This window comes from Salinispira pacifica, assembly GCF_000507245.1.
GTDB lineage: Bacteria > Spirochaetota > Spirochaetia > DSM-27196 > Salinispiraceae > Salinispira > Salinispira pacifica.
Genome location: NC_023035.1, coordinates 1,323,495 through 1,350,191 on the forward strand (window position 1 = coordinate 1,323,495; position 26,697 = coordinate 1,350,191).

Below are 26,697 nucleotides of genomic sequence, written 5' to 3' on the forward strand. Positions count from 1 at the left end.
CCCCGGGCGTATTAGCCGTAGGGGAGGATCTTCCGGATACGGTCGTTCTCAGCAGGGCTGAGAATTCCGGCTTTCCGGAGTTTTCTTTTCCGCTTGGTGCTTTTCTTGGTGAGAATGTGGCGAAGCCCTTGCTTCTTGTACCGCACCTTACCGCTGCCGGTCACCTTATAGCGTTTTGCCGCAGATCTGCGGGTTTTCATTTTCGGCATGATACCCTCTCTATTTTTTCTTGGCTTTCGGACTGAGAATCATACTCATGAAACGGCCTTCCATCTGGGGGGCGCGATCCAGGTTGTAGTTTTCTTCACCCAAAAGCTCCAGTACTTTATGAAGTACATCCTTTCCTAAGTGTGTGTGGGCAAGCTCTCGTCCGCGGAATCGCACGGTAACCTTACATTTGTTGCCTTCCTGCAGAAATTCAAGCACGTGCTTGGATTTGAACTGCAGATCGTGGCCTTCAATTTTCGGCTGCATACGGATTTCTTTCAGTTTTACCTGAGTCTGGTTTTTCTTGGACTCGCGGTTTTTCTTATCCATCTCGTATTTGTACTTACCGTAGTCAATGAGCTTACATACCGGGGGTTTGGCGTTGGGCGCGACTTCGACCAGGTCGAGATCACGTTCCCGGGCCATTTCCAGGGCCTTGTCTGTGGCTACTACACCCAGCTGTTCCCCGTCATCTGCGATGAGACGAACCTCTTTGATCCGGATTTGCTCGTTAATTCGATGGTTCTTTGCGGACAATATGCCTCCCTTGTTTAACCATGATGTTGGAATTTCACGGATTGTCAATGTAGCATTGTCTCATAAAAAGGTCAAACCACCGGGCATGAATTCATCATATTCTCAGGGAGTGTAAGTACTTATTTCTCTTCCAGAAGCATGCAGACCTGCGTGGCCAGGAGATCCCGGCCAATATGCAGAGGTTTTCCCTGTTCATTCAGGCAAATTTCGTCTGCAATTCTCAGTCCCAGTTCACCGCAGAGCTGGCGAAAATCTTTGCGTGTGCAGAAATGGATGTTCGGGGTGTTATGCCAGCTGTAGGGAAGGTTTTTGTTCCTGGGCATAATTCCCCGGAACATCAGCTGACTCCGGTTTCGTAAATGGCCGAAATTCGGGAAATTCACAATGAGATGTCTTCCGACTCTGAGCATTTCTTTAAGGAGGAACACAGGATCCTGAAGCATCTGCAGGGTCTGGTTGAGGATCACATAGTCATAGCTCTTGCTGGGGAAGTCCTTTAATCCCTCATCCAGGTTGCCCTGAAAAACGGATAATCCCTTCCGGATGCAGCCGAGAACCATATCTTCCTCAATATCCACTCCTCTTCCTTTACATTGACGCTCCTGCTGAAGCATGAGCAGCAGTTCGCCGCTGCCGCAGCCCAGATCAAGAACCCTGCTGCCAGGGCGAACCAGTTTGGCAATTTCTTCATAGCTGAACCGTGTGGGATCATTATTTTGCATCAGCGCCGCCCCTCCATGGCAGATTTCAGAAAGGATGAAACAATGATTTCCTGCCGTCCGGTTTCCAGAAGAAAGGCATCATGACCATAGGGACTGTCAAGCTCGGTGTACGACACATCCTTTCCTCTCCGCATCATGGCGTAGACCAGTTCCTTGGACTGGTAGCTGGGGAACAGCCAGTCGCTTGAGTAGGAAATTACCAGGAAAGATGCAGTGGAGCGGTCGATGGTACTGTCCATAGTGCCGTATCGGCTGGAGAAGTCGTAATAATCCATGGCTTTGCTCAGGTAGATATATGAGTTGGCGTCAAAGCGCTCAACAAACTGATCCCCCTGGTACTCAAGGTAGCTTTCCACCTGGAACTGGTCGGAAAAATCAAAGTTGAAATCATCCCGTGTCTGAAGGCGTCTTCCGAATTTCACCCGCATGGATTCTTCAGATAAATAAGTGATATGCCCCACCATTCTGGCAATGGACAATCCCTGGCGGGGGATCTGATCCTTTCCGTAGTATTGCCCTCCGTTCCAATGTGGATCGGACATGATTGCGTTGCGTCCGACGGCGTTGAATGCAATACCCTGGGCGCTGAGCCGGCCCGTGGATGCGATGACGATGGCGGTTCTCAGACGCTCCGGATAGCGGATGCTCCATTCCAGAACCTGCATCCCTCCCATGGAACCCCCTGCGATGGCAAGCAGCTGATCAATGCCCAGATGATCAATCAGTATTCTCTGGGTTTCCACCATGTCCTGGATGGTAATTACCGGAAAATCCAGGGCGTAGGGCTCCCCGCTGGCAGGATTAATAGATCCCGGACCGCTGGTGCCGGTGCAGCCCCCCAGCGTGTTGGAGCAGATAATAAAGTAACGGTCCGTGTCAAAAGCTTTTCCGGGGCCGATCATGGAATCCCACCATCCCGGTTTGCGGTCATCACTGCTATGGTAGCCCGCAGCATGGGCGTCGCCGGAAAATGCATGCACAATGAGCACTGCATTGGACTTATCGGCATTCAGTGTTCCATAACATTCATACCTGATGTTCAAGGGGCCGAATGCCACGCCGCTTTCAAGAGTCAGTGCATTTTTGTCATCAATATAGAGATCATGCTGCCTCACCAGTCCGATGCCTGGCAGCTCTGCTCCTTCTGTCATCACTTCTCCTTGGGGTGTCACATACTTGCACCCTCAAAGTGCCGCTGTCAATACTTGCTCTGAAACATGCTGTTGTGGTAGGTTCTTTTCACTATGCAGCTGTTTATATTGTTTTCCATGCCCCTGTATCTGGGTCAGCTCATCCATTGGCACAGGGATGATATTCAGGATCTCTCACAAATCCGGTCGTCGGCAATACGCGGGGTGGTGTATGGTGCCCTCAGTGCAGCTGTATTCTTCACGCTGTATATGCTGGTGACTCTTTCGATCAGACCCTTACCCCTCTACGTGTATAACTCAACCCTCTATTTTCTGGTTCCTGTCCTTTTCCTCATTATCATGGGGCGGGGCCAGCTGAAGAAAAACGGAGTTGACGGGAATGCTGCCTCTCTGCTGATTCGTGTTCAGTTTACCGGGTTTTTCCTGTTTTTCAATGCAGGGCTGTATTTCATTCACTCGGGAAATTACGGCCAGTTTGTGATTCTTGTTCTGCCTCTGCTGTATCTTTTTCTCATTCCTGTTCTGGCACGAATCATGATCAGATCCCGTCGTTTTGAAAAACACTGGAATTTCATTATGTATGTAAGCTTCTTTCTTATACTTATCGCTGCTCCCATAACTGCAGTGCTGTTTTCTTTCCTGATGTATTTCTGGGGATGGACGGCGTTGCTGATAATCCTGTTTTTCCTGATTCTGTCCGACAGATTTTTCAGCCGGCTGGAACACGACATTCAATACCGCCTGGAGCTGGAGGGGAAAATGAAACCTCTGGTGCGGCTTTTTTCCGGACGATGACGGCATGCTGAGGCAGGGGCGGAATAGTTCACCGGGAACATCCCATGCGGTTTTGATCATATTAGCGCTGATCCATCTTCTTTTTGCATCCTGCAGTCCGGAGTCTGAAATCCTGCTGATACTGGATCCTCCCCTTGAACGTCAAATGACGTATGAGCTTCAACAGCAGCAGGATCAGGGAATATCTCCCTTCGAGGGTACCCGGGCCGACCCGGCATCTCTGCAAAAGGCGCTAGCGGCATTCTACCGTCAAAACGGATATGTTCTGGAAGTCATCACCATATCTCCTGAGGATGCTGAAGAAGGATCGCTTGAACTCGGCTTTTCTCAGCTGGAATCTCTTGCATCCCGTCCGCTGGATGAATACGAGGCGTTGATTGTGGCGCCGTGGCAGCGGAGGCTCGGGGAAGAAATATCCAGGATGGATGTTCACCCCCGGCGTATCTATCTTCTTGGACAAATATCGCCTGAGTATTCCCGGATGACCGGCTTTTATGTAGTGCCGGATTTCGGAGATCCTGGTCTGCTTAATCATATTCGGCAGAGGAGAGGGGAGAGTGTCCTGTTTTACAATCCCGGCTATATAGAATCTTCCATGGAAGCAGTGGAACGTTTCTCCTCCGGCACAGCGGAAGCCGAAGGGAGTTCTCCTGATGCACCGGCCCTGCTGCAGGCGCTCAGGGCTGAGGTTTCTCCCTCGGACATATTCAGCACAGCGGAGCTTACAGCGACGGATCTGGAGAACCGGCTGAAAGATGCAGCCGGGGAGGAGGATCAGCCAGAAACCCTGTATCTGCTTTTATCTCCCGGAGAACTGGACTCGGTGAAGATTCCCATGAAAAGCTTCGGAGAAGTGATCGCTCCTCTGTATCAGCCTGATATCACAATCCGGGGAGGCTTCCCGTTCAGTTTTCTGCAGATGGCAAGCCGGATACCTTCCCATCTTGAGGCCGGAGATGGGGTAAATATCTTTATTTCTGTGCCCTTTTTCACCTATAATAAGTAATAAAGAAATTCAGCCGATACTTGCTATTGCATTTGTCGTTAAAAAGATTAATATAGAAAAGGGTGACTGTAATCCTGTTTGACAGGGGACTTCTGACCACCTATAATTTCGACGTAGACTAAGAGGGTTTACGATTAGCATTCAAAGGAGTGGAGAATGAGACGAGGCAGCGTGCTTACATTATGCCTGATGGCTCTGATATTTCTACTTGCTTCAAACCTTTTCGCACAAAATGATACAGAGAATCTCCAGTCTCGTATAATTGAGCGATTTGATGATCCCGCAGGTACGGATCTTTACGGTACCCGCCAGAACTTCCGTTGGATTGTCAGGGGGAGCAAGTTTATCAGTGAAGGATTTCCCCAGTTTGCATGGGTGGAAACCTATCCTGAGGCTCTATACAACCGAAACAATCCCATCCCTCCGGGAGTGACTCCCAGAGCCCTGGGTGCTCAGGCTGCATTTGACAGACAGGGGTATAACTACCTTGAGTTTATTCCGGTTGAAGATGAAGACGGCGAAGATGGACCTGTTCCCACCGGTATTGAGATACCCGGAATTGTGAAAAACCTGGACTTCTGGGTCTGGGGATCCAATTACAATTTCTACATGGAAATTCATCTTCAGGACTACCGGGGTATCAGTCATGTGCTCAGAGTTGATGATATCAATTACCGGGGATGGCAGAATCTCAGGGTTAACATTCCCACATCAATACCTCAGAATGTTACCTATGTACCCCAGCGCAAGGGTCTTGAACTCGTGAAGATCGTGCTCTGGACAACACCAGATGAGAATGTCAGCGGCTTCTATGTGTATCTTGACCAGATTAAAGTGTTCACCGATGTATTCCAGCAGCCCTTCGACGGGGAAATCCTCTCGGATCCCGAAGAAGTTGACCAGTTGTGGAATCAGGGAACTCAGGGAGGAGCCAACTAATGAAGAAACTCATACTGATTTCCATAATGTTTTTACTGGCCGCTGTTGCGGTATCTGCCCAGGCCACCGAGGCAGACCCCACACAAATTGGTGTGGACACCGCCCAACAGGCACTTCAGGAAGTTTCCATATCCAAGTTTGAAGATCCCGGCTTCTGGTCCGTACATATCCCTCTGGATGACGGGGTGGTGGCTCATCGCCGTTTTGAAGGCGGACCGCTGGAAAAGGAACCCATCGAGGCTGAAGAAAGCGCAAATATTGAAGAACCGGACGAGTATGTTCTGGGTGTACGGGTGGATTATTTCCGAAGAGGAAACACCACCATTTCAATAGCGCCCGTTCGTCCGATTCAGGTTCCCGGAATTACAAAGACCATATCAATGTGGGTTGTAGGCCGGAATTTCAATCACGTTCTCAATGTGGTTGTGGAAGACTTCTTCGGCCGCAGGTCTACCCTGCCCATGGGTACCTTGAACTTTTCCGGATGGAAGCGTCTTACTGTTGCGGTTCCACCTACAGTGGCACAGAAAAACGCCCACTATAATAACCAGCAGGGATTGAAGATCGTAGGATTTACTATCGAGCCTGCAATGCTTGAAGCTTACGGTACATATTATGTGTACTTCGATGATCTTCGGGTGTGGACAGACCTCTTCAGTGAAGATAATCGGGATCCCGATGATATGGTGGATGGCTGGTAAACCATTCTACCGCTATTCAGTACTGAGCAGTCAGACTGAAAGCAATTATCTTGTGTAAAAACCAAAAACCGCCTGGGCTGAAACTCAGGCGGCTTTTTTTTGATCCCGGAACAAAGTTGATTTGACGGGCAGTATCTCCACCTCCCGGCAACCGCCGCCGGAAAGAAAATGCATCACTGCGTTGCGTACTTCGAAAGTCGATAGTACAATCATATTCATCATGAAAGCCACAGAGAATTTGCTCAGACGATCTGATTTTTTCTCAATCCTCAGTGACGAGGATCTGCAGAAAATCGCTCCGCATTTCGAAAGCGTAGAATACTCCAAAGATACGGTGATTTTGAAAGAGAACACCGTGGCGGATCGGCTGTTCGTAATTCAGGCCGGTTCTGTTGAGATCTGGAAAAATTACGGCACCGATAAGGCCGCCCGTCTGGCGATACAGACTACGGGTCACATATTCGGTGAGATGGCGCTGATTGATGATGAACCCAGAAGCGCCACCGTCCTTGCTGCAGAAGACAGCAGTTTTCTCTACATGCATAAACAGACATTTATCGACCTCAGCGAAGAGTACCCGTCAATCATGCTGGCGGTGCTCCGGGCTCTCAGTCGAATGATCAGAACCAGCAATGACAGTTTTATAAAGAGCCTGAGCAGGCAGAATACCGAGCTTCAGCATGCCCTGGATGATCTTCGTACCACCCAGAAAGAGCTTATCCGCTCAGAGCGCTTCTCAAACCTTGGTAAGTTATCCAGTTTGATCATTCACGACCTGAGAAATCCCCTTTCTGTAATTAAAGGCTACGGTGAAATGCTTCAGGTGCTGAACGATCAGCCGGAACAGGTTCAGGATTATTCCCGAAAAATTGTACAGGAAGCGGAACGATTAAATCAGTTTGCCGAAGAACTGCTGGATTACAGCAGAGGGGAACTCAGGCTTCGCTGGGTGTTCACCTCCCTGCCGATGATTTTTCAGAAGGTACAGCAGTATCTGGAAAAAAGTCTCCAGAACAAGAATATAGAATTCTCCATCAGCCATGAAGGCAATGAACCCTTCTATGTGGATGAAGGACGGCTGATCAGAGCCATTGTAAACCTGTGCGACAATGCCCGGAAAGCCATGCCCCGGGGCGGTACACTGTCCATCCACGGTCAGGTGGATGAAGAGAATATCAGTATCAGCATTGAGGATAATGGACTGGGAATGGATAAGGATGTATTGGCTCACATCTTCGAACCCTTTTATTCCTCCTCACAGGGCGGAGGAACAGGTCTGGGGATGGTGAGCGTCAAAACAATTATTGAGGCCCACAGAGGCGTCGTACAGATCAACAGCCGGGTGAATAAAGGGACTACTGTGAGCCTGGTTATCCCCCGTACCCAGGTACTGCCCGAGTGAAATTTTCCCTCACCTGATCACACAGCTGTGCTACAGGCACTCCTCTCAACCGTGAAAAGAACTCATACACATGCTGAACATTCGCCGGCCGGTTGGGTTTCCCGCGATGGGGCACCGGAGTCAGAAAGGGCGAATCAGTTTCAAATAAAACCCGATCCAACGGTACCATGGAGGCTGCCTCCTGGATTTCCTTGGCCTTTTTAAAGGTAAGATTCCCCGCAAAGCTGATATACATGCCCAAATCGAGAAATTTCTTCATTGTGTGCTGATCTGAAGAAAAGCAATGCATAATTCCTTCTGTTGGACGGGACTTCAAAACTCTGAGAATGGCATCGTCTGCTTCCCTGTTGTGAATTACCACCGGCAGTTCTGCCTTCCCTGCCAGCTCCAGTTGGGCATGGAAAAGCTCCGCTTGCATTTCTTCCGATCCATAATCCCAGTGAAAATCCATGCCGATTTCCCCAAGGGCCCAAAGCAGGGGATCATTTTTCCTGCTGTGAAGCTCCTCCTCCAGGCGCTTGAGAAGAACAGATCGATCTGGATCCGTTGAAAAGCTGGGGTACAATCCGATGCTGTATCCGAACCCCGGCTGCTCCGCGCAGTAATTCCGCCTCCGGTCGATCTGCTCAAGATCCACTGCAATATCCATTCCGCCCCGTAGACCCGAATCAAAAGCATCTGGCACCACGGTGGAAGGATCAAAACCCCGGTTCTCAGACTGTAGAATATGAAAATGGCTGTCTATAAAATGCAATAATGTACGCCCCTTTGTGCCTGTTTCCTGCACAGGCGCCAGTATATCAAATGCTTGACCACTTATGAAATGCTATAGTACTATCTGCCAGATCTCGCCGGAGTGGTGGAATTGGTAGACACAGGGGACTTAAAATCCCCCGGCTATAACATAGCTGTACGGGTTCAAGTCCCGTCTCCGGTATATAAGAAGGCTGAGCAACGAAGTTGTTCAGCCTTCTTATAATTTAAAGGGGACTTGAACCGGAAGAGCGGCCCGACCGGAAAGGGAGGGAAAATCGTCAGGAAGACGATTTAGCGATGGAGGCGGCTGAGAAGGAGGCCACAGGAAGTGGCCGACTGAGGAGAAGTCCCGTCTCCGGTATAAAAGAAGGCTGAGCAACGAAGTTGTTCAGCCTTCTTATAATTTAAAGGGGACTTGAACCGGAAGAGCGGCCCGACCGGAAAGGGAGGGAAAATCGTCAGGAAGACGATTTAGCGATGGAGGCGGCTGAGAAGGAGGCCACAGGAAGTGGCCGACTGAGGAGAAGTCCCGTCTCCGGTATGCATGAAAAAAGATCCCGCAGGGGTCTTTTTTTATGCAATTGTGGAGAAGCGACGGGACTTGAACCGAAGGCCGAGGGAAATTGAACGAAGAGAAATTTTGCGGAGTCCTGCGAAGCAGGAGAATTTACCGACTTCTTCCGGCGGCTTTCTCTGCAAGATTGCGGCATTCGCTGTGACGGAAACAGGTGGTGAGGTGATCGTTTACCATGCCCACCGCCTGCATGAATGCGTACACTATGGTGGGGCCCACAAAACTGAAGCCCCGTTTTTTCAAATCTTTTGAGATTTCTCTGCTCAATGGGGTCTCGGTGGGAATTTCACGTATCACACTGAAATGATTCTGGATGGGCGAGTAGTTGATCCGACCCCAAAGAAAATCGGAGAGCGATTCTCCATCATCCTCCATCTTCACAAATGCTTTGGAGTTGGCTATGATCGATCGTATTTTCAGCTTATTTCTGATGATGCCCGGATTGCTGAGCAATCGGGTGAAATCCTTTTCCCCGTAGTTGATGATTTTTTCCGGATTGAAGTTATCATACGCCCGGTAATAATTCTGCATTTTTTTCAGAATTGTGAGCCAGCTAAGGCCTGCCTGCTGGCCGTCAAGACAGAGCTTGGCGAATAATTCCCTGTCATCGAAGTTGGGTACACCCCAGACAGTATCATGATAGTTCTCATATATTTCTGATCCGGCACACCAGGGACAGCGGTTCGGATCTGGACTGCCTTTTAAAATGCTGGGGTTCATTCGTATCCTTCTCTATGCTGCCAAAGCAGCTATTCCTGCTCCTGTATAAAGGGTACAAAACGGAACCCTTCATACCGCTCGGTGTGCGCCTTACCTGATGGCGAATGGATGATTTTCACTATGGCATTACCAACCGGTATTACCATGATACCAGGAGATGCCAGCTGATTAAGCAACTCATCGGGAATTTGTCCGGCGGAGGCTGATACAAGAATTCTATCGAATTTATTGCCTGGAAGCCCCGGGTTGAAACCGGCTATCTTCATTTTTATTTCTGAAAGGATAGAAGCTGATACACTTGTCTGTCCGCCCAGCTGCTCACTCCATTCCCGGAGATTGGCTCGGGCAAATTCCAGCAGCAGTGCCACCCGGTCCATCCCGAGCACATGCCCGGAGGGCCCGCACAGAAGGCTGAGCAAAGCCGTGGTCCAGCCCGATCCCGATCCCAGGTCAAGAATCCGGTTCCCTTCCTCCACAGCCAGGAGCTGCAGCATGAAAGCTACGGTAAAAGGCTGGCTGTTGGTTTGACCCTGGCCGATTGGGATGGGATGATCGGAGTAAATTTCTCCGGGGCTCAGGCTGCGGGGTACAAAGTACCTTCTGTCCGCCAGCTCAAAGGCCCGGATCAGCCTGGCTGAGAGAGGCCGGTTTTCCGATTCAAGTCTGGCGTAAATCTGCCTGATCAGTTGCCGGTTCGTTCGGGACATATTCCCTCCTTCGGACTTTTACTCCTCCACTGCGGCGAATTTCTTCTTCATCAGTTCGAAGTAGTTGTGGGCTTCCTCTTCACTGATTTCTGTGTCAGGTTCCTTAATATCTATGAGCTTTTCGGGTATTTCCTCGATAAAAGGACTCATGGTCATGCTCATCAGATCCCGCATCACTTTTCGTTGCTGGCAGGATGTAAGATACAGCTTCATTTTCGCACGGGTCAGGGCAACATAAAAGAGCCGCCGCTCTTCCTCCATGTTTTCCTCATAACTTCCGGCATCATTTTCCTCAAGGCTTCTTTGGTGGGGGATGATATTTTCCTCCACCCCGGCAATGAACACTACATCAAATTCCAGACCTTTGGCGGAGTGAATAGTCATGAGGTTCACCTTGCCTTCCTCGCTGTCGTCATCATCCTTTCCCGCCAGGGTAATCCTGTTCAGGTAATTAAAAACGCTGGGACTGAGATTATCCGGATCTTTCTCCCATTGCTCCAGGCTGGAGGTGAACAACTCCACGTTCCTGAGCTTGAACTTGGCAACCCGTTCATTATTAGGGTGTTCACCCACCAGATGTCCCCAGTAGTCAATTTTGGCAATCAGTGCTCTCAGTGATTGAGCAAGATCTTTGCCGCTGAGAAGTTTGGGGCGGAATTCGCTGATCAGTTCAAGAAAGTCCTCGATGTCGGCTCTGGCCCTTTTGCCGATTGGACTGTCGTTGGCCAGCACCAGGGCCTGCATCGCTCCGTAGAGGCTCATGCCCTGACTCTGGGCAAGTTCGGTCATGTGCTCCAGGGTTTTCTTCCCGATTCCCCTTCTGGGAGTGTTCATAATGCGGAGAAGGCTGATGTCGTCATCGGGATTGGCCAGACAACGGAGATAGCTGATCATATCTTTCACTTCCGGCCGCTCGAAAAAGCTGGTTCCTCCGGTGATCCGGTACGGAAGGTTCCGGGCCATGAGCTCTTCTTCTATTCCCCTGGCAAGGGCATTGGTTCGTATAAGAATGGAAATATCATGGTAATGGATCTGTTCTTTGAGATTAAGGGTCTGAATCATGTCACAGATAAACCGGGCTTCAGCGCGTTCGTCCTGGGGCTGGTAGAGTTCAATGGGTTTTCCCCCGTCGCCTCCGGTCCAGAGGGCTTTGATTTTCCGGTTTTTATTGTTTTTAATCAGATGATTGGCGGCATCAAGAATGGTGCCCGTGGAGCGGTAGTTCTGCTCCAGCTTTATCTCCCTGAGTTCGGGGAAATCCCGTTCAAAATTTCTGATATTGTCGAAGTTCGCCCCTCTCCAGGAATAGATTGACTGATCATCGTCGCCCACAACACAGATGTTTCTGCTGCCGTCGGCGAGGAGCTTCATCATTTCATACTGCTGGATGGATGTGTCCTGAAACTCATCAACCATAATGTATTTATACCGTTTCCGGTATTCTTCAAGCACCTGAGGATGCTGCTGGAACAGGTCGATGGGAAGCCGGATGAGGTCGTCGAAATCCAGGGCATTATAGAGTTTTCTGTGACTCTGATATTCCTCATACAGGGGCTGAAGGCTGTCATCAATTTCAGGATCACTCCATTTGGAACGGCGCGTTTTGATCCGGGAGAAGGTGCTCATGCAATGGCCGAAGTCAAGGTACTCCAGACTCCATTTCAGTTCCCGGGCACATTCCTTGATGAGACTTCGCTGATCGTTTGTATCGTAAATACTGAAATTTTCTCTCCACCCCAGCAAAGTGATATGCTTTTTCAGAATCTGCACACCGAAGCTGTGAAAGGTGGATACGGTGAGCTGGGGAAGTTTACGGCCAACCAGTTCCTTGACCCTGCCGGCCATCTCCCTGGCCGCTTTGTTGGTGAAGGTGAGGGCAAGGATTGAACTTTGATTTATGCCCTGATTCAGCATTTCCGTAATTCGGTATGTGATAACCCGGGTCTTGCCTGATCCGGCGCCGGCGATGATGAGCAGAGGGCCTTCCAGATTGGTGGCCGCCTCATACTGCTCGGGGTTGAGCAGAGATTTTAACTGTGTTGACATATGGCTCTTTCTATCACACTGAGGCCTGATCGGGAAGCGTTATTCAGGTCAGTCGTTTAATTCTGCTGAAATAGATTGGACCCCGTCCTTCGGCCCTGTCCGGCAGAATGATGTGGCCGAGTGCGCTGTCCTCCACCCATTCCGGGAGATGCCGGGGTTCAGCAGATGATTGGCTGCGGTATGTTCTGTCGTTCCGGGTTATCAGGGTCATCTCCTGTTTCTTGAGCATTCTCATAAAGACACGGTCAATTACTTCGTCATTTTCCAGCCGGGAAAGGGCACAGGTGGAGTACACCACTGTTCCGCCGGGCTTCAGGGTCTTCAGGGCTGAGAGCAGAAAACTGTATGCCTGTTGAGCCAGCCGCTCACTCCTGGATGGACTCCACTCGTCAAGATATTTGGGGTCATTCACCAGATGCCGTTCGCTTGAACAGGGAACATCCAGAAGAACTTTGTCGTATGCATTCTGCTGGTAGAGCCCCCATTTTCCAGCATCATGCCCGGTGATGCTGAGACGGCTTTGAACATGTTCCGGAATAAACCGGCTTATCACCTGCTTCAGTCTGCCTCTTCTGGTCGCCGAACGTTCATTCAGTACAAGGCGGAATGCCTCCCCGGGCAGTAACCCGTTGGATAGAAGATTCGAGAGAATCACCAGACTTTTCCCTCCCGGGGCGGCACAGAGATCGAGAATTTCATCCTGATGTTCCGCTTCAAGATACCTGGCAGGAAACAGGGATGCCTCATCCAGAAAATAGGAGTCAAGCAGTCCGTCTTTCAGTTCATGATGTGTTGGGTCTTCCAGGAGGGCCTGTCTCAGTTCCGGCCATCTGCCCTGAAACATATCCTCATAAAATCGGGAGAACATCTGCTGCCTTGCCGCCCTGTCGATCTTTTTCCGCTTTTTTGCCATCTCTGAAGGAGGGTATCATATAATTGAATGTGAAGAATAGTTGACAGAGCACTTGACGACTTCGTAGTATTTGCAGCAGTACAGGAGGAATAATGGATAGTAAAGCCATACGCGCGCGGGCTCAGGAATATGTTGAACAGGAACAGAATGAGTCATTTCGCAGTGAAGTTGAAGCTCTTCTGAAACAAAACAATGATGATGAACTTTTTGAACGATTTTATACCGATCTGAGCTTCGGAACCGGAGGAATCCGGGGAGTAATGGGCGGAGGATTCAACCGAATGAATCCGCTGGTCATTCAGCGCACAACCCAGGGATTGGCCAATTATCTCCTTGAGCATGGCATTAAGGATCAGCAGGGACGCCTTTCAGTGGCTATTGCCTACGACAGCAGGAACAATTCGCCCCTGTTTTCATCCACTGCGGCTCAGGTTCTGGCTGCCAACGGTATTCATGTCTATCTGTTCAGCTCCCTCCGCCCCACGCCGGAGCTGAGTTTCACCATCCGTGAACTGGGCTGCACCAGCGGTATCGTGTGTACCGCCAGCCACAATCCCAAGAAATACAACGGGTACAAGGTGTATTGGCAGGACGGAGCCCAGATTACGCCCCCCCACGACGCCGGTATTATCTCACAGGTGAAGGCGGTTAACGGCCCTGTCAAATCCATGGATTTCCAGGAAGCGTTGGATAAGGGACTGGTGGAGTATATCGATGCGGATATGGACAACAAGTTTGTGGAGATGGTAAAGCGCCAGGTGGTGCGGCCAGATATGCTCATGAAAGGCCCTCACGATCTGAAGGTGGTGTACACGCCCCTCCACGGCACAGGAACCATGATGATTGAACGGGTAATGAATGAGCTGGGTATATCGGTAAGCATTGTCCCCGAACAGCGGGATCCCGACGGCGATTTTCCCACCGTTGAATTTCCCAATCCCGAAGAGGCAAGTGCGATGAAGCTTGCCCTGGATCTGGCGCGGAAAGAAGATGCCGATCTGGTGATCGGAACGGATCCGGATGCAGACAGGGTTGGAATCGCAGTTAAGTCCGGAAACGATTATGTGCTTCTCAACGGTAACCAGCATGGGGTTCTTCTCACAGATTATATGTACGGGTCCATGAAGGAACTGGGAACTCTTCCTCAGCGTCCTGCCTTCATAAATACCATTGTGAGCACCGATCTTCAGAGGAAAATCGCCGCAAAATACGGCGCCGAGGTGTTCGAAACCCTTACCGGGTTTAAATGGATTGCCTCCAAAATCCGGGAGCTGGAGGAGAATAACGGTCCCCGCTATGTCATGGGCGGCGAGGAAAGCTACGGTTTCATGATCGGTAACGAGGTGCGGGATAAAGATTCGATCTCCGCCACCGTGGTAACCATCGAGATGGCCCTCTATTACCAGCAGAAGGGCAAGAGTCTTCTGGATCGCCTTGATGAGATTCATGGAGAATTCGGGCTGTATCAGGAAACACTGATCAGTAAATATTTCGAAGGTGCAAACGGCGTGGGAATCATGAACGGCATGATGGCCGGCCTCCGGGAGAATCCTCCTGCTGAAATTGCCGGTATAGCCGTGTCGTCTGTACGGGATATTCAGGACGGTACAACCCTGGATATTCAAACCGGCTCCAAAAAGAAGGATATCGATTTACCCTCGTCAAACGTACTTCAGTTTATCCTCTCAGACGGAAGCATCATTTCCGCCAGACCCTCGGGCACCGAACCGAAAATCAAGTTCTATGCGTCGGTGAAGGATGAACCGGGTAAAGATCTGGATGAATCCAGAAAACGGGTTCAGGAAAAAATCGACGGAATTGAATCTTTTATTGAGTCGGTAATAGCAGCGGCAAAAAATTAAAGCAGGGAACGGATGGGGGAGGAGACGGTTTTGGGCTGATCCTCCCTCAACGTCCCTTCCTTCTCCGTTTTGCGGCCTTCATCTCCGTGAAGATCTGGCGGATTTTTACCTCATCCGTGCTGCCCTGTTCCATGGCTTCGTCAAGTCCTTCCAAGTACCGCTCTTCCATATTGTACAGTTCATCTTCAAGGCTCTTGTCCCAGATCCTGTGAATCAGCTTCCTGGGTTCTTCATACAGGGACAGCAGATCCTCGGCTAGCTGGACCGAAAGATACCAGCGCACGTCGTCGATTTCCAGATCATATTCTTTCATCAGTTTTTCACTGTTCAGCATGCAAACCTCCAGTGGCCAAGTATGGTCCAGGGAAGATGAATTTACAAGCCGGCACTTTACCTTCCAATCCGGATATGATAGGTACTTATGCATGGATATGAACGCATCTGTATACGATCTGACATTTGTAGCATTCGATTTTGAAACAACCGGTCTTTATTCCGGAAGCGACAGAATAGTGGAATTCGGAGCGGTGAAATTCAAAGGCAACAGCATTCTCGGCGAGTTCGGTGAACTGGTGAATCCGGGTATTCCAATTCCTGAAGATGCCGCAAAAATATCCGGCATCACCGATGAGATGGTTGCTGCGAAACCCGCCGTTGAGAAGATGCTTGATCCATTTATTGAATTCATCGGGGACAGTATACTTGTGGCTCACAATGCCAGCTTCGATATGGGTTTTCTCAGGGCCGCCTTGGCAGGAAGCGGCAGGAGCGATATCAAGAACTTACTCATAGATACCCAACAGCTGGCAAAACGTGCATATCCCGGCCAAAAGAGTTACTCCCTGCAGAATCTTGCCGGGTTTTTGAACTTTCCCCTGAATACCGCCCATCGCGCAGTTGATGATTCCATCCAGTGCATGAAGCTGTTTAATGCATGCGCCCAGGAGCTGAGCTTTATGGGGGAGATCACCCTCAAAGAGGTGCTGGCCTGAGGCAAAACTGTGCCTGCCCTGACATTCTCAGCGCCCGAGGATTTTCAGAAAATAAAGCTGAATATACTGTTCAAGGTAATTTCGGTCCCTGATGCGGTCGAAGGTTGAGTTACCCGCCAGCCGGTGAGCCATCTCTTTGATGGTGTCCGCGTCCGGAGGAGTGGAGCGGTAGGTAATTCGCAGTCCCCGGATAAAATCCCGGCACATGGAGTTTACATCTTCCACCAGATCCTTTCGCTTCGCCTGATCCAGTATGGGGTTCCACTTATCCACAAGTTCTCTCAGACTCATTTCCAGGCTTTTTCCCCGGTCAAGAAATTCAGGCTCCAGCCGTTGAATTTGCTGCTTGAAGGCCGCTTTCTGGGCTTTTGCGGTCTGGGGTGTGGAACTGCTGCCCGAGTCGGCCGGTGTGCTGCCGGGGGCATCATCTCTGCGGACAGACCCCGTATCATTCTGGCCTCCGGACGGGCGTGCGGTTCCGAATTGTTTGGTGATGGTTTCAACCTTCTGGCTGCTTTTTTTCTTTTTCAGACTCTTCTGCTGTTCGTGGTCGAAGCGTTCTGAATGATACCGGTCCACAAAGTCCCTGCCGAGAAATATTCTCCGGAACAGATGCACAATTCCCCGTAGAATAGGGATTGACATCCAGAATGGGAGGAGAATGCGGGCGTCGGAAAGGATTTTTCTACGGTCCAGCTCCAGGATCTCGTCTATATCCTTGATGGTTTCATTGTGCATATCCAGGAATCCAATACATTGATTTTTCAATGCATCCGGGGTGCTCCGTTCCTGGCTGAGCAAATACAGCAGTTCGAATCGAAGAAGTGTGAAAAGCAGAGGGTACCGTTCCCTCAGTCTGTTGGTCACATGAATCCGGAATTTCTCATCATCATCCATGGTATCCAGCCGGTCATTTTCCATCATTGCCGAATACCAGCTGTTTTTATAAAAGTCTCTGAATTGCTTGCTGGCCCGGACCCGCTGATTTTCCAGCACTTTACCCACCGAACTGGCGAACATATACACCTGGCTGTCATCTGGAAGCTGAAGCCGCAGTAATTCGGGCAGAGCGGCCTTTTCCGGAGTCGTGGTCTTGGCTTCCAGAAATTCATTCAGACTCTCCCGGCTGTACTTTTTCAAAAGAGGAATGCCCTTATCATCTTTCATGCCTTTGATTTCTGTGAGGGTGAAGGCATATGGCGGCTTTTTCATGTTCTGTTCAAGATATTTGAGAGCTCCCGCCTCATCCTTCTTTTTCTGTTCCTTCCCTTTGTGGAAAACACAGTAATATCCGATCATATATGCGGCCTGACAGAAATTGTGTTCCTCTTCCATCTTATCCGATTTGCTCTCGTATTCCTTGATAATAAAGGTTGATAATTGAGTCCAGACCTGAAAGGAAAACTCCGATGCCTCAACCACGGTACGGGCCGCCGCCTCCGGTGACTGGGTGATGATTCTCATCAAATCCTTCACCGCCACCTCTCTGCCTTTGAAGATGGGGACCAATTTCTGTGAGATGTAGGAGTGGTTGCGCTGCTGCTGCAGATATTGACGGATCTTCTGAATGGATGCGCTGATCATCTCCTTCTTCAGCAGGGCGGAGGTCGTTACCAGACTCTTCAGTCCCGCGGGAAACAGAATCCGGATGATTCTGGGTTTCTCCAGGTCCTTGCTGAGCCATTCCACAAATTCTTTTTTTATGTCAATGGCCTGAATTCGTTCTTCAGGAATTTCAAGGGAAAGGTTTTCTTCGGTGGCAAGGGGCAGGCCGAAGTCCTCCATAATTTTCTTATAATAATTCCGGATTTTTTCGTGGAAGTACAGTTCATAAAAGATGGAAACAGGTTGATCCTGGCTTTTCTGAATCTCGATTTTTCCGTTCTGTTCAAGGCTTCGCAGATGATGGGAAAGGGTTCTATGAGCATCCTGCCTGAGATCCTGCATGTGGGGATTCTCAAGCTCATTCTGCTGAAGATACCGTTCGGTGAATGTCAGCAGCTGACTATAGCTGATTGAGGGGTTCTTGTACTGTTTAAGATATTGCGTGATAAGACGTTGAACATCAATTGGGGATGACATGGCTCTGTACACTCCTCATATATCAGTTATAACACACTATGTGTTCTGGTAACAGTCCATTTATCTCCACAAATATCTCCTTTCGATTTGACAAAACTGAAAAAAAGTCGCTATCATCCTAAAGATATGAAGAAAACATATAACGTACCAGGAACACCTATTCTTCTGCTTTTGGTCCTTCCTCTCTTTTCCGCATGTACCAGCATCGATCCTGTTGATACACAAAGTGAAGAAGCGAAGATCCAGGCTGAGGAACAGCAACAGGAAGAACAAAGCGAACCGGCCGTGGAAGAACCCGAAACAGCTCAGGAAGATTCTCAAAAAGATTTTGAAGTGAGCGAAGAGGTCTTTGATCAGACCTTCATTGAGGTTGAAGCGGTGATTGCGGAGCTGAACAGTCTGATCCGTCAGGAAAAGTACCAGGAATGGCTCAGCTATCTGACGGAGGATTACCGGAAATACTACTCCTCTCCGGAACAGCTTGAACGCTATTCCCAGAGCGAACGCCTGCAGTCCGCCGGGATTGAGTTGGAAACGCTGGAAGACTTCTTCCTTCATGTGGTGGTGCCAAGCCGGGCCAATCTCCGTCTTGATGATCTGGTTTTTCTGGACGAAAAGAGCGTTGAAGCCATTATGATTGTGCGGGATCAGCGCATCAGCGTCTATCGTCTCCGATTAGTGGACAATGAGTGGAAAATTGAACGATAGTAATATACAATAGAAGTGATTTGAATAATTCTGTATGTAAGGATTTACCACACAAGGAGCGTGCTATGAAGGTATTGAAGGGATTGCTTCCTCTCGTCCTGATCTTCCTTTTTGTTGTTTCCGGGCTGAGTGCCCAGGAAGAGGACAGCGGTTCTCTTACCATTGAGGAATTGTATTTAAGTTCAGATATTGAGATTCAGCTGATTCGCAGTCAGGCCGTCTCCGAAAACCGGGATAACAAGATTCTGGCTCTCCAGACCATCCGCCAAATGCTGGATGACGGCAGAGTCACCCAAAACGACCAGGCAGTTGTTGTGGTTCTTGAGTCCCTGGCCGGCGAAGGAGTTACAAAAACCGTTCGCTCCGGAGGGCGGGTAGTGAATAACTATCCTGAAGTGCGTCGTCAGGCCGTACAGCTGCTTGGGCAGATCGGCGGTGAACGGGCGCAGGAGATTCTGTTCGATGTTGTTGATGATGATCCCGAGCCCATGGTTCTTTCCGAAGCGGTATATGCTCTGGGTGTTATCGGAAGCAATGAAAATATGCGTACTACCCTGTATCTTGCAGATGTACTGGACAGGAACACCGCACGGGTGAATCCCGACAATAATCTGGCGTTCGCCAGCCTTCTGTCTCTGGAAAAGCTTATGCGGTCAGAGGAAGGCATCGCCGATCCGGATGTTCTGGCATCTCTTCTGGACGTGGTTGGAGGGAACTACATTCAGACTGTTCGTCTGAAAGCCCTGGATGTTATTGAACAGCTGCGGGAGATGGGCCGCTGAGCGATTCCGGGCAGTCAGCCCGAATCCGTACAATTTCAGAAATACCACACAAAACCCGAAGCACCCGGTGTATCTTTCCGGGTGTTTTTTCTTTTCAGCTGGGGGCAATGTATGAACAAAGGTTTTGAAATTACCTGCAGTTGTGTATAATCCCGGCTGATATATCATGAATAAAGTGCGAATAATTACACGGATCATAGCCTTCTCAATTCCCCTCTTCCTCCTGTCTCTCATTCTATCCTACAGTGTGATCACCCAGCAGGCTGGGGATAATCTCTACGATACATTGAAGGATCTGCCATCCCGGGAGGTGGGGCTGCTGCTGGGTACAAGCCCAAGAACCCGCAAGGGTACAGCCAGCGAGTTTTTTCAAAACCGGATTGAAGCAGCAGTTCTTCTGTACCGAAGCGGAAGAATCAGGTACATACTTGCCAGCGGCGATAACAGTTCCATGCAGTACAACGAACCGATTTACATGCAGAAGGAACTGATGGCCAGAGGCATTCCTGCGGACCGGATCGTCCTGGATTATGCGGGGTTCTCCACCCTGGATTCAGTGATCAGAGCCCGGAAAGTATTTGGTCAGGAAGATCCCATTATTATCAGCCAGCGTTTTCACAATGAGAGGGCCTTGTATATTGCAGCATCACAGAATATGAATGCTGTGGCGTACAATGCAAAGGATGTTGGCGGGGTTGCCGGCCTGAGCGTGCTCGTACGGGAGGTGCTTGCCAGAGTGAAGGCCCTGCTGGATGTTCATATCCTGAATAGAACACCGAAATTTCTTGGTGATCCCGAGGCCATACCTCCTCTTGTAATTCCCGAAAATGATATGTCATGATATTCAGCTGAATCTCTCCTGGAAAACCCCGGGAATCCGCCTAAAAAAATCAACAGTGCACGGAAGCTTGTGAAGCACTGCTTTTTTTATTCAAAACCAACATATGTAACGCATGAAAAATACCCGACGCCATCAGTACCGTCGAATTTTCAGAAATATATATTTTTCACAAGCTTCGGTGCACTGTACAAAAATTGCGGGAACGTAACATAATGTGAGATATGATACGAATTTCCGGGATACTTATTCTCATTCGGCTGCTCATCATCGTATCTCCGGTGTCGGGCCAGGCAATTGACCCCGGCGAGTTGAATCGCATCACTGTTTCCAACAGCACAGGGTTTCAACTTCGTTATCTCTTTTATTCACCCACGGACAGCAAAAACTGGGGACCTGATCTGCTCAGCCAGGATGGCGGGCTTGTTGACGGGGGGCGGCTGCGTTTTTATATCCATTATCCGGGTCTGGAAAGCAGCTTCAGCTTTCTGGCGGTGGATGAAGATTTTGACATGTACAGGATAGACCGGTTTCCCGTATCCAACGGCCGGGAGGCCTACCTTGATATCCGTCTGGAGAATTATCTGGGGCCGGGAAAGGAAATGGAGTTTCGTGAGCTTGTTCTAACCAACAATTCCCGGACAGACATCTGGTATCTGTTTCTCAGCCCTTCGGATTCAATCACCTGGGGGGTTGATATTCTGGACGATGAAAGCGTGTTTATTGCCGGAGACAGCAGGAGGCTTATATTTCCCGCTGTTGGAGAGTTCACCCCCTACGATCTTCTTGCAATAGATCAGGAAAACTCAGCCTTGTACGCCCGGCTTCGGCTGAACGAAGACTCCGATACCTGGAATGTTGAAATCAGCGAAGAAGATCGCCGATAAAACCCACCATATCAGTTTCCACTTCCGGCGGTATTCCGTGTCCTCCGGCAAACTCTCGAAATTGTACATCCCACTCCCCGGATTCCAGAAGTTCTTTCAGCCGGGTTCCCCCTGGGAACGGCAGCACGGGATCCGCATTTCCGTGACTTATAAATACCGGCACCCGGTATTCCTGATCCAGCAGATGACTGAGTCGGCTGCGGTCAACCGCGGCGGACGAAAGGAGAATGAGCCCCTTCAGGGGAAGGCGATGCTCAAGGGCGGCCCTGAGTGCAAGCATGGAGCCCTGGCTGAATCCCCCCAGAATGGTATTCTCCCAGGGGATACCCAGTTCCTCCACATCCTCTACCAGCTGGTCAGCCCTGTCTCCCAGTTCGGGAATACTCATATCCTCAAGCTGATGAAAATATTCACCGTCGAAGACTCTCTGCATATCCCTGGCAGTGGAGGGAAACCATGCATAGCTTCCCGGCTGGAGCGTAACCGGTGCCTGTGGGAAGAGCCACCGGGCGTTACCCCGGGCATTCTGAGCCAGAGGAGCCAGGTCTCCTGCATGAGCGCCGAACCCGTGGGCCAGAATAATATGTCCGCCCGGATTGCCGTTTTCAGCTTCATCGCCTTGGTGAGATGATGAGCTCTCCAGTTGTTTCCATGTGAAATTCATATATATATCCTAAAAAAACTGATTACTTCCGGTCCTCTCAAGGAAATCCGTCCTGTGGATTGTTCTATCCCGGTGGATGTATTATCTTATCATAGTACGGGATTTCCAAAATACCGTTTTTCAAAAATCCATTAACCTGCCATTAAACGGGCATCAAGCTGCCAGTAAAAAGGCAGAGGCGTAAAGGGTTTTTTCAAATATAAAGGGGTGACAGGGGCTGTAACCCCTTGAAGGGATCAGCCCGGAGGATGTATCAGATTGAGCAATTCTGCTGAACAGCAGCCCAGGGCCGGTCTCCTGCGAAAAATCATCACCGTGTTTCGCTGGATCATGATTCTGCCGATTCTGTTGTATCAGCGGCTGATTTCGCCCATGACCCCCGGTGCATGCCGCTACCACCCAAGCTGTTCAGAATACGGCAAGAAGTCAATTATGCGGTTCGGAGTTTTTGCCGGCGGCATCCTTGCAGTTTCACGAATGTTCAGATGCTGGGGTTGGTTCTCCGGAGGGCATGACCCGGTGCCGGATCAATGGAGATGGAAGGAAATCCCCCGGGGATACCGCAAGTTTTATTCGGGACCGGGTTCGGGGAATCACTGATTTTCCGGAAAGGTGCGAAAATCTGTGTGGACACACACATGGGAAACACGAGAGAGGTGTACAATGAATATGGTGTCAGGACGGCGAAACATGCTGCTGACTCTGCTGACAGCGGTAACAGTTCTTCTTCTATTCAGTTCCTGCTCCATTCAGCAATATGCAGTGAACCGCATTTCCGATGCCCTCACAGGCGAAGGAAGCAGTCAGGTTTTCATGGGTGACAATGATCCCGCACTGGTGGGGGATGCTCTTCCCTTTGCCATTAAGATGTATGAAACACTTCTTCAGCAAAATCCTGAGCATCTTGAACTCATAGAAACAACAGGAAGTCTGTATATTATGTACGCCAACGGATTTATTCAGACTCCTGCCGAATTGTCCGAACCCGAGGAGTTTGAATCAAAGTTCGATGCATACAGCCGTGCGAAAAATCTGTATCTCCGGGGCAGGGATATGCTGGGAAGAGCTCTCGAGCTGCGTCATCCGGGGATTCTCAAGGCCGTGGAAAGCGGTGAAGAAGTTGAGCGCTATGCAGCCGAGCTTGAGATGCAGGATGTGGGGCTGGTGTACTGGTATGCCGCAGGCTGGTTCGCAGCCGCATCAATTGACTCCTTCGACATGAAAATCGGGTTCAGGCTCCCGGCGGTGCTTACCCTGCTCAATGCAGTGTACCGTCTGGATCCTGATTACAGCAACGGAAGCATCGAGGAATTGTTTATATCAGTATATGCATCACTTCCCCAGGGGATGGGCGGCGATGTTGAAAAGGCCGAGAAGGCGTTTGCCCGGGCCGTTGAGATTCAGCAGGGAAGTTCCGCAGGACCTTATGTGAGTCTTGCTCTCTCTGTGGCCTTACCCGCCCAGGATGTGGAACGCTTTATTGAACTTATGGAAAAAGCGCTGGAAATACCAGTTGAGGAGTATCCGGAAAATATCCTGCTGAATACCATCCAGCAGCGGAAGGCCCGATGGTATCTTGATCATCTGGATGACTTTTTCCTCCTGTGACACCGGCGCTCCGGCAGGGAAGAAACTTTCAGGATCAGAAAATCAGCGGGAAATATCCAAATACCTTGATGATAAGGATACAAGAGGAAAGAAAAATGAATATTTTGCAAATACATACGTCGGCCAGACCGACGACAGCTTCAGAAAACAGGAACCGATTGGAATCACGTAAGCGTTTTTCTCTGAGCAGGATCGCAGGGATCACACTGGTATTGCTGGCTCTGGGGATGGTATCAGCGGGGGCTCAAACCGTAAAAATTGCTTCAATTGCCCCTGAGGCCACACCCTGGGGCGAAGGTCTGAACCGGATGGCCGCCGAATGGTCGCAAATTACCAACGGCAGGGTGCGTGTCCGGGTGTTTCATGGAGGTGTTGCCGGAGATGAGCAGGATTTTGTTCGGAAAATACGGCTGGGACAGCTTCAGGGCGCGGCGGTTACCACAGTCGGTCTGACCACTGTAGTGCCTGAGCTTTGGGGCATGGTGATGCCCGGAGTTATCGAGAGCGATGAAGAGCTGAACTACGTTCTGGCCAGCCTTGAGGAGGATCTGGATAGATCATTCCGGGATGAAGGCTATGAAATACTCACCTGGTCAAATGCCGGATGGCTGAAATTCTTCTCCACACAGGAGATCCGTTCTCCCGAAGACCTTGGCGGATTAAAGGTAGCCACAGGAGATTTTGTGGAAGATATCAACGAGGTTATGCGTGGAATGGGAATGCAGCCGGTACCCCTCTCATCTCCGGAAATCCTCAGCGGCTTGAATTCCGGGCTTATTGATTCGGTATTGTATGCGCCCCTGGGTGTTGCGGGGTTCCAGTGGTTCGGGGTAACCAATCAAATGCTGGATCTGCCGGTGGCACCCTTTTTCGGCGCGATTTATATTGATGAAAGAACCTGGCGAAGAATTCCTGAGCAGTATCATGAAGAGCTGATGGAGAGCGCTGAACGGATCGGCGTTGAGATTGAATCCAAACTTGCAGGTCTGGAGGAAGACGCCCTTGAACTGATGCAGGAATACGGTCTGGAAATAATCAGTATCTCCGCCCAGCAGGAAGATCAGTGGTATGAGGTATTTGAACAGAAACGGGATGAGCTGAATTCCAGCTACTTCGATAATGATCTCATTTCAAAAATGACCGACCTTTTGGATGAGTTCAGGGAGAATAATTAATAGTGAATGCTTCCGATAATGCAGCGTTGAAGGCGGAGCAGGCGGAAACCCAGGACGATCCGGTATCCGCCCTGAAGGGCTTCCAGTGGATTGAGGTGTTCGGCGGTTATACCTGGTATCTGCTCCTTGCATCATTACCGGTGATCTCGGCATTTCTCCGCCTTATCGGCGCCGGGGATGTTCCCTATCTGGGCCCGCTGGTATTTCATTTTGTGGTTATGCTCACCGCCATGGCGGGAAGTTACACCGCCAGCACCGGCGACCATCTCAAGCTGGATCTGGGCTTGGATTCCCGAAAGGAAAAATGGGCGGCTGCTCTCAGGCTCAGCCGGGACCTGGTGGGAAGCTTTATTATTGTTCAGTTTTTTCTGGGAAGTCTGGAAATGCTGTTTGTGGCCTTTCTGGATGAGCGGATTATCGGAATACCCATTCAAGTGTTTGTCGCTTTCATACCCCTGGGGTTTTTCGGCATACTGTTTCACTGGCTGAGACTGCGTGCCCGGGGCATGCTCGTGCTGGCCCATGCGGCTGTTTTGATATTGGGGCTTTTCACCAGTTTTCCATCGCTGTTAAGCATTCTCTTCGAGGTGTCCCCCTCAGTCCCGGACCTGTTCTTTTCCATCGATCAGCTGTGGTACGGAATACTTCCTCCGCTGATTCCGGTATTGATTATTGTAATCATTGCCCATGTTCCCCTGGGTCTGCCCCTTTTCGCCGTTCTCGGCGGCATTGGAATGCTGCTGTTTCTCAGAACGGGATCCGGACCGGGCATCATACTGTATGAGGGATATGCGGTTCTGGATAATTCCGCCATATCGTCCATCGCACTGTTCACCCTTACCGGATACCTTCTGTCAGAGAGTAAGGCCAGCGAACGATTTATTGAGGTGTTCACCTCCATGTTCGGCTGGATACCCGGGGGGATGGTTATTGCTGCAGTGCTTGTCAGTGCGGTGTTCACCACATTCACCGGTGCCAGCGGGGTGACCATTCTTGCCCTTGGAGGTCTGCTGTATTCGGTGCTCCACGGCAGTGGGAGGTACGGGGAAAAGTTCACCATCGGACTTCTTACCAGTTCCGGGAGCATAGGTCTGCTGTTCCCTCCCAGTTTGGCGATTATTCTCTACGGCTCTGTGGCAGGAGTAAATATCAGGGATCTTTTTCTGGCAGGGGTGGTGCCGGGTCTCATTCTTGTTTTGGGAATCAGCCTGTTCGGTATTTACCGGTCAATTCGTTCGCACAACGAAGTGATACCTCTGAAAGCATCCAGGGTGTTCGCAGCAGTGAAGGATGCCTTCTGGGAGCTGCTTATTCCCGTGGTTACCCTGGTGCTCTATTTTTCCGGGATATCCTCCCTTTTGGAAACAAGCGCCATTGCCCTGATTTATACTCTGGTGGTTGAGCTTTTCATCAAGAAAGACTTCACCATCCGCAGCCTGGGAAGAGTCTCGCTCAAGAGCATGCGGATTGTGGGCGGAGTTTTGATGATACTCATGCTGGCAAAGGGATTGTCCGCCTTCATTGTAGATGCGGGCATTCCCCAGCGGCTTGCAGAATTTGTTCAGACCGGAATATCTTCCAAAATTGTATTTCTTCTTCTGCTGAACCTGGCATTGCTTGTTACCGGGACTCTCATGGATATCTATTCGGCCATCTTTGTGGTGGTGCCCCTGGTGCTGCCCCTGGGCGAAGCATTCGGCATTAATCCTCTGCACCTGGGTATCATTTTCCTGGCGAATCTCGAACTGGGGTTCCGTACTCCGCCTGTGGGCCTGAACCTCTTTCTCAGCTCATACCGTTTCAGGAAACCTCTTACCCAAGTATATGCCAGTATTGTCCCTTTTCTGATTCTTCAGGTTCTGCTGGTTCTGATCATTACCTTTGTTCCCCAGTTCAGCTTATGGCTGGTGGGAGCCGCCTGAA

At 50.1% G+C, this 26,697-nt stretch carries 27 protein-coding genes and 1 tRNA gene; 16 read left to right on the top strand and 12 right to left on the bottom strand.

Annotated features, from left to right (window positions below):
• Positions 1 to 11 precede the first annotated feature (11 nt).
• The 4 genes from rpmI to metX form a co-directional block, all read right to left on the bottom strand.
• On the bottom strand, positions 12 to 209 hold the full coding sequence (gene rpmI, locus L21SP2_RS05845) for a 50S ribosomal protein L35 (RefSeq protein ID WP_024267574.1): 198 nt from the start codon (positions 207 to 209) through the stop codon (positions 12 to 14).
• A 10-nt stretch (positions 210 to 219) separates the two neighbouring features.
• Positions 220 to 744 (bottom strand): translation initiation factor IF-3, encoded by a 525-nt coding sequence (gene infC / locus L21SP2_RS05850; protein ID WP_024267575.1) that lies wholly within the window; start codon positions 742 to 744, stop codon positions 220 to 222.
• A 119-nt stretch (positions 745 to 863) separates the two neighbouring features.
• Complete coding sequence (gene metW, locus L21SP2_RS05855) at positions 864 to 1,466, bottom strand: methionine biosynthesis protein MetW (RefSeq protein WP_024267576.1); 603 nt, start codon at positions 1,464 to 1,466, stop codon at positions 864 to 866.
• Positions 1,466 to 2,617, bottom strand: coding sequence for a homoserine O-acetyltransferase MetX (gene metX, locus L21SP2_RS05860; RefSeq protein WP_024267577.1), 1,152 nt, complete (start codon positions 2,615 to 2,617; stop codon positions 1,466 to 1,468). Before metX ends, metW begins: the two co-directional genes overlap by 1 nt.
• Before the next feature lie 93 nt (positions 2,618 to 2,710).
• Between metX and L21SP2_RS05865 the strand changes: the two genes are divergently transcribed.
• From L21SP2_RS05865 to L21SP2_RS05885, 5 genes are all read left to right on the top strand, one after another.
• Positions 2,711 to 3,412 (top strand): hypothetical protein, encoded by a 702-nt coding sequence (locus L21SP2_RS05865; protein WP_024267578.1) that lies wholly within the window; start codon positions 2,711 to 2,713, stop codon positions 3,410 to 3,412.
• Positions 3,413 to 3,416: 4 nt separating this feature from the next.
• Positions 3,417 to 4,418, top strand: coding sequence for a hypothetical protein (locus tag L21SP2_RS05870; protein WP_024267579.1), 1,002 nt, complete (start codon positions 3,417 to 3,419; stop codon positions 4,416 to 4,418).
• A 156-nt stretch (positions 4,419 to 4,574) separates the two neighbouring features.
• Positions 4,575 to 5,357 carry a flagellar filament outer layer protein FlaA gene (locus L21SP2_RS05875; protein WP_041401252.1) on the top strand — a complete coding sequence of 261 codons (783 nt, stop codon included), beginning with the start codon at positions 4,575 to 4,577 and terminating at the stop codon, positions 5,355 to 5,357.
• Positions 5,357 to 6,058: a flagellar filament outer layer protein FlaA gene (locus L21SP2_RS05880; RefSeq protein WP_024267581.1), complete on the top strand. Its 702-nt coding sequence runs from the start codon at positions 5,357 to 5,359 to the stop codon at positions 6,056 to 6,058. Before L21SP2_RS05875 ends, L21SP2_RS05880 begins: the two co-directional genes overlap by 1 nt.
• 220 nt (positions 6,059 to 6,278) lie before the next feature.
• Positions 6,279 to 7,460, top strand: a complete 1,182-nt coding sequence (locus L21SP2_RS05885) for an ATP-binding protein (protein WP_024267583.1) — start codon at positions 6,279 to 6,281, stop codon at positions 7,458 to 7,460.
• Here the strand turns inward: L21SP2_RS05885 and L21SP2_RS05890 are convergent.
• On the bottom strand, positions 7,429 to 8,247 hold the full coding sequence (locus L21SP2_RS05890) for a TatD family hydrolase (RefSeq protein WP_024267584.1): 819 nt from the start codon (positions 8,245 to 8,247) through the stop codon (positions 7,429 to 7,431). The genes L21SP2_RS05885 and L21SP2_RS05890 overlap by 32 nt on opposite strands.
• 63 nt (positions 8,248 to 8,310) lie before the next feature.
• Here L21SP2_RS05890 and L21SP2_RS05895 point away from each other — a divergent pair.
• Positions 8,311 to 8,397 (top strand) — tRNA-Leu (locus tag L21SP2_RS05895).
• Between the two features lie 486 nt (positions 8,398 to 8,883).
• Here L21SP2_RS05895 and L21SP2_RS05900 read toward each other — a convergent pair.
• From L21SP2_RS05900 to L21SP2_RS05915, 4 genes are read right to left on the bottom strand one after another with little or no spacing between them, the layout of a single operon-like run.
• Positions 8,884 to 9,510 (bottom strand): DNA-3-methyladenine glycosylase I, encoded by a 627-nt coding sequence (locus L21SP2_RS05900; protein WP_024267585.1) that lies wholly within the window; start codon positions 9,508 to 9,510, stop codon positions 8,884 to 8,886.
• 29 nt (positions 9,511 to 9,539) lie between these two features.
• Positions 9,540 to 10,217, bottom strand: a complete 678-nt coding sequence (locus L21SP2_RS05905; RefSeq protein WP_024267586.1) for a protein-L-isoaspartate O-methyltransferase family protein — start codon at positions 10,215 to 10,217, stop codon at positions 9,540 to 9,542.
• Between the two features lie 18 nt (positions 10,218 to 10,235).
• Entirely contained in the window at positions 10,236 to 12,263 is a 2,028-nt protein-coding gene (locus L21SP2_RS05910) for an ATP-dependent helicase (protein WP_024267587.1), read from the bottom strand.
• Positions 12,264 to 12,306: 43 nt separating this feature from the next.
• A complete protein-coding gene (locus L21SP2_RS05915) occupies positions 12,307 to 13,176 on the bottom strand; it encodes an RsmB/NOP family class I SAM-dependent RNA methyltransferase (protein WP_024267588.1) in 870 nt (289 codons plus the stop codon).
• Positions 13,177 to 13,268: 92 nt separating this feature from the next.
• Here L21SP2_RS05915 and L21SP2_RS05920 point away from each other — a divergent pair, with 92 nt between their 5' ends.
• Positions 13,269 to 15,038: a phospho-sugar mutase gene (locus L21SP2_RS05920; RefSeq protein ID WP_024267589.1), complete on the top strand. Its 1,770-nt coding sequence runs from the start codon at positions 13,269 to 13,271 to the stop codon at positions 15,036 to 15,038.
• Between the two features lie 46 nt (positions 15,039 to 15,084).
• Here the strand turns inward: L21SP2_RS05920 and L21SP2_RS05925 are convergent, their stop codons facing one another.
• Positions 15,085 to 15,372, bottom strand: a complete 288-nt coding sequence (locus L21SP2_RS05925; protein ID WP_024267590.1) for a hypothetical protein — start codon at positions 15,370 to 15,372, stop codon at positions 15,085 to 15,087.
• 91 nt (positions 15,373 to 15,463) lie between these two features.
• Here L21SP2_RS05925 and L21SP2_RS05930 point away from each other — a divergent pair, with 91 nt between their 5' ends.
• Positions 15,464 to 16,030, top strand: coding sequence for a 3'-5' exonuclease (locus L21SP2_RS05930; protein WP_024267591.1), 567 nt, complete (start codon positions 15,464 to 15,466; stop codon positions 16,028 to 16,030).
• Positions 16,031 to 16,057: 27 nt separating this feature from the next.
• Here the strand turns inward: L21SP2_RS05930 and L21SP2_RS05935 are convergent, their stop codons facing one another.
• Positions 16,058 to 18,112: a hypothetical protein gene (locus tag L21SP2_RS05935; RefSeq protein ID WP_024267592.1), complete on the bottom strand. Its 2,055-nt coding sequence runs from the start codon at positions 18,110 to 18,112 to the stop codon at positions 16,058 to 16,060.
• A 126-nt stretch (positions 18,113 to 18,238) separates the two neighbouring features.
• Here L21SP2_RS05935 and L21SP2_RS05940 point away from each other — a divergent pair, with 126 nt between their 5' ends.
• From L21SP2_RS05940 to L21SP2_RS05955, 4 genes are all read left to right on the top strand, one after another.
• Positions 18,239 to 18,820, top strand: coding sequence for a hypothetical protein (locus tag L21SP2_RS05940; protein WP_024267593.1), 582 nt, complete (start codon positions 18,239 to 18,241; stop codon positions 18,818 to 18,820).
• A gap of 65 nt (positions 18,821 to 18,885) precedes the next feature.
• Entirely contained in the window at positions 18,886 to 19,602 is a 717-nt protein-coding gene (locus tag L21SP2_RS05945) for a HEAT repeat domain-containing protein (RefSeq protein WP_024267594.1), read from the top strand.
• Between the two features lie 166 nt (positions 19,603 to 19,768).
• Positions 19,769 to 20,443: a SanA/YdcF family protein gene (locus tag L21SP2_RS05950; protein WP_024267595.1), complete on the top strand. Its 675-nt coding sequence runs from the start codon at positions 19,769 to 19,771 to the stop codon at positions 20,441 to 20,443.
• 221 nt (positions 20,444 to 20,664) lie between these two features.
• Complete coding sequence (locus tag L21SP2_RS05955; protein WP_024267596.1) at positions 20,665 to 21,327, top strand: hypothetical protein; 663 nt, start codon at positions 20,665 to 20,667, stop codon at positions 21,325 to 21,327.
• Here the strand turns inward: L21SP2_RS05955 and L21SP2_RS05960 are convergent.
• Positions 21,305 to 21,991: an alpha/beta hydrolase gene (locus L21SP2_RS05960; RefSeq protein ID WP_024267597.1), complete on the bottom strand. Its 687-nt coding sequence runs from the start codon at positions 21,989 to 21,991 to the stop codon at positions 21,305 to 21,307. The genes L21SP2_RS05955 and L21SP2_RS05960 overlap by 23 nt on opposite strands.
• Positions 21,992 to 22,249: 258 nt before the next feature.
• Here L21SP2_RS05960 and yidD point away from each other — a divergent pair, with 258 nt between their 5' ends.
• The 4 genes from yidD (at position 22,250) to L21SP2_RS05985 (ending at position 26,696) form a co-directional block, all read left to right on the top strand.
• A complete protein-coding gene (yidD, locus tag L21SP2_RS05965) occupies positions 22,250 to 22,591 on the top strand; it encodes a membrane protein insertion efficiency factor YidD (protein WP_024267599.1) in 342 nt (113 codons plus the stop codon).
• A 63-nt stretch (positions 22,592 to 22,654) separates the two neighbouring features.
• Positions 22,655 to 23,599 carry a TRAP transporter TatT component family protein gene (locus L21SP2_RS05970; RefSeq protein WP_024267600.1) on the top strand — a complete coding sequence of 315 codons (945 nt, stop codon included), beginning with the start codon at positions 22,655 to 22,657 and terminating at the stop codon, positions 23,597 to 23,599.
• 158 nt (positions 23,600 to 23,757) lie between these two features.
• Entirely contained in the window at positions 23,758 to 24,774 is a 1,017-nt protein-coding gene (gene dctP, locus L21SP2_RS05980; RefSeq protein WP_024267602.1) for a TRAP transporter substrate-binding protein DctP, read from the top strand.
• Between the two features lie 2 nt (positions 24,775 to 24,776).
• Positions 24,777 to 26,696, top strand: a complete 1,920-nt coding sequence (locus L21SP2_RS05985; RefSeq protein ID WP_024267603.1) for a TRAP transporter large permease — start codon at positions 24,777 to 24,779, stop codon at positions 26,694 to 26,696.
• The last annotated feature ends 1 nt before the right edge of the window (position 26,697 follow it).

Coding starts and splice junctions, on each gene's coding strand:
- L21SP2_RS05905 (WP_024267586.1), bottom strand. CDS start 10,217: ATGTCCCGAACGAACCGGCAACTGATCAGGCAGATTTACGCCAGACTT.
- L21SP2_RS05970 (WP_024267600.1), top strand. CDS start 22,655: ATGAATATGGTGTCAGGACGGCGAAACATGCTGCTGACTCTGCTGACA.
- L21SP2_RS05875 (WP_041401252.1), top strand. CDS start 4,575: ATGAGACGAGGCAGCGTGCTTACATTATGCCTGATGGCTCTGATATTT.
- L21SP2_RS05935 (WP_024267592.1), bottom strand. CDS start 18,112: ATGTCATCCCCAATTGATGTTCAACGTCTTATCACGCAATATCTTAAA.
- L21SP2_RS05885 (WP_024267583.1), top strand. CDS start 6,279: ATGAAAGCCACAGAGAATTTGCTCAGACGATCTGATTTTTTCTCAATC.
- L21SP2_RS05865 (WP_024267578.1), top strand. CDS start 2,711: ATGCAGCTGTTTATATTGTTTTCCATGCCCCTGTATCTGGGTCAGCTC.
- L21SP2_RS05900 (WP_024267585.1), bottom strand. CDS start 9,510: ATGAACCCCAGCATTTTAAAAGGCAGTCCAGATCCGAACCGCTGTCCC.
- L21SP2_RS05880 (WP_024267581.1), top strand. CDS start 5,357: ATGAAGAAACTCATACTGATTTCCATAATGTTTTTACTGGCCGCTGTT.
- L21SP2_RS05950 (WP_024267595.1), top strand. CDS start 19,769: ATGAATAAAGTGCGAATAATTACACGGATCATAGCCTTCTCAATTCCC.
- L21SP2_RS05940 (WP_024267593.1), top strand. CDS start 18,239: ATGAAGAAAACATATAACGTACCAGGAACACCTATTCTTCTGCTTTTG.
- L21SP2_RS05955 (WP_024267596.1), top strand. CDS start 20,665: ATGATACGAATTTCCGGGATACTTATTCTCATTCGGCTGCTCATCATC.
- L21SP2_RS05915 (WP_024267588.1), bottom strand. CDS start 13,176: ATGGCAAAAAAGCGGAAAAAGATCGACAGGGCGGCAAGGCAGCAGATG.
- metW (WP_024267576.1), bottom strand. CDS start 1,466: ATGCAAAATAATGATCCCACACGGTTCAGCTATGAAGAAATTGCCAAA.
- rpmI (WP_024267574.1), bottom strand. CDS start 209: ATGCCGAAAATGAAAACCCGCAGATCTGCGGCAAAACGCTATAAGGTG.
- L21SP2_RS05920 (WP_024267589.1), top strand. CDS start 13,269: ATGGATAGTAAAGCCATACGCGCGCGGGCTCAGGAATATGTTGAACAG.
- L21SP2_RS05930 (WP_024267591.1), top strand. CDS start 15,464: ATGGATATGAACGCATCTGTATACGATCTGACATTTGTAGCATTCGAT.
- L21SP2_RS05925 (WP_024267590.1), bottom strand. CDS start 15,372: ATGCTGAACAGTGAAAAACTGATGAAAGAATATGATCTGGAAATCGAC.
- L21SP2_RS05910 (WP_024267587.1), bottom strand. CDS start 12,263: ATGTCAACACAGTTAAAATCTCTGCTCAACCCCGAGCAGTATGAGGCG.
- metX (WP_024267577.1), bottom strand. CDS start 2,617: ATGACAGAAGGAGCAGAGCTGCCAGGCATCGGACTGGTGAGGCAGCAT.
- L21SP2_RS05870 (WP_024267579.1), top strand. CDS start 3,417: ATGCTGAGGCAGGGGCGGAATAGTTCACCGGGAACATCCCATGCGGTT.
- L21SP2_RS05960 (WP_024267597.1), bottom strand. CDS start 21,991: ATGAATTTCACATGGAAACAACTGGAGAGCTCATCATCTCACCAAGGC.
- L21SP2_RS05945 (WP_024267594.1), top strand. CDS start 18,886: ATGAAGGTATTGAAGGGATTGCTTCCTCTCGTCCTGATCTTCCTTTTT.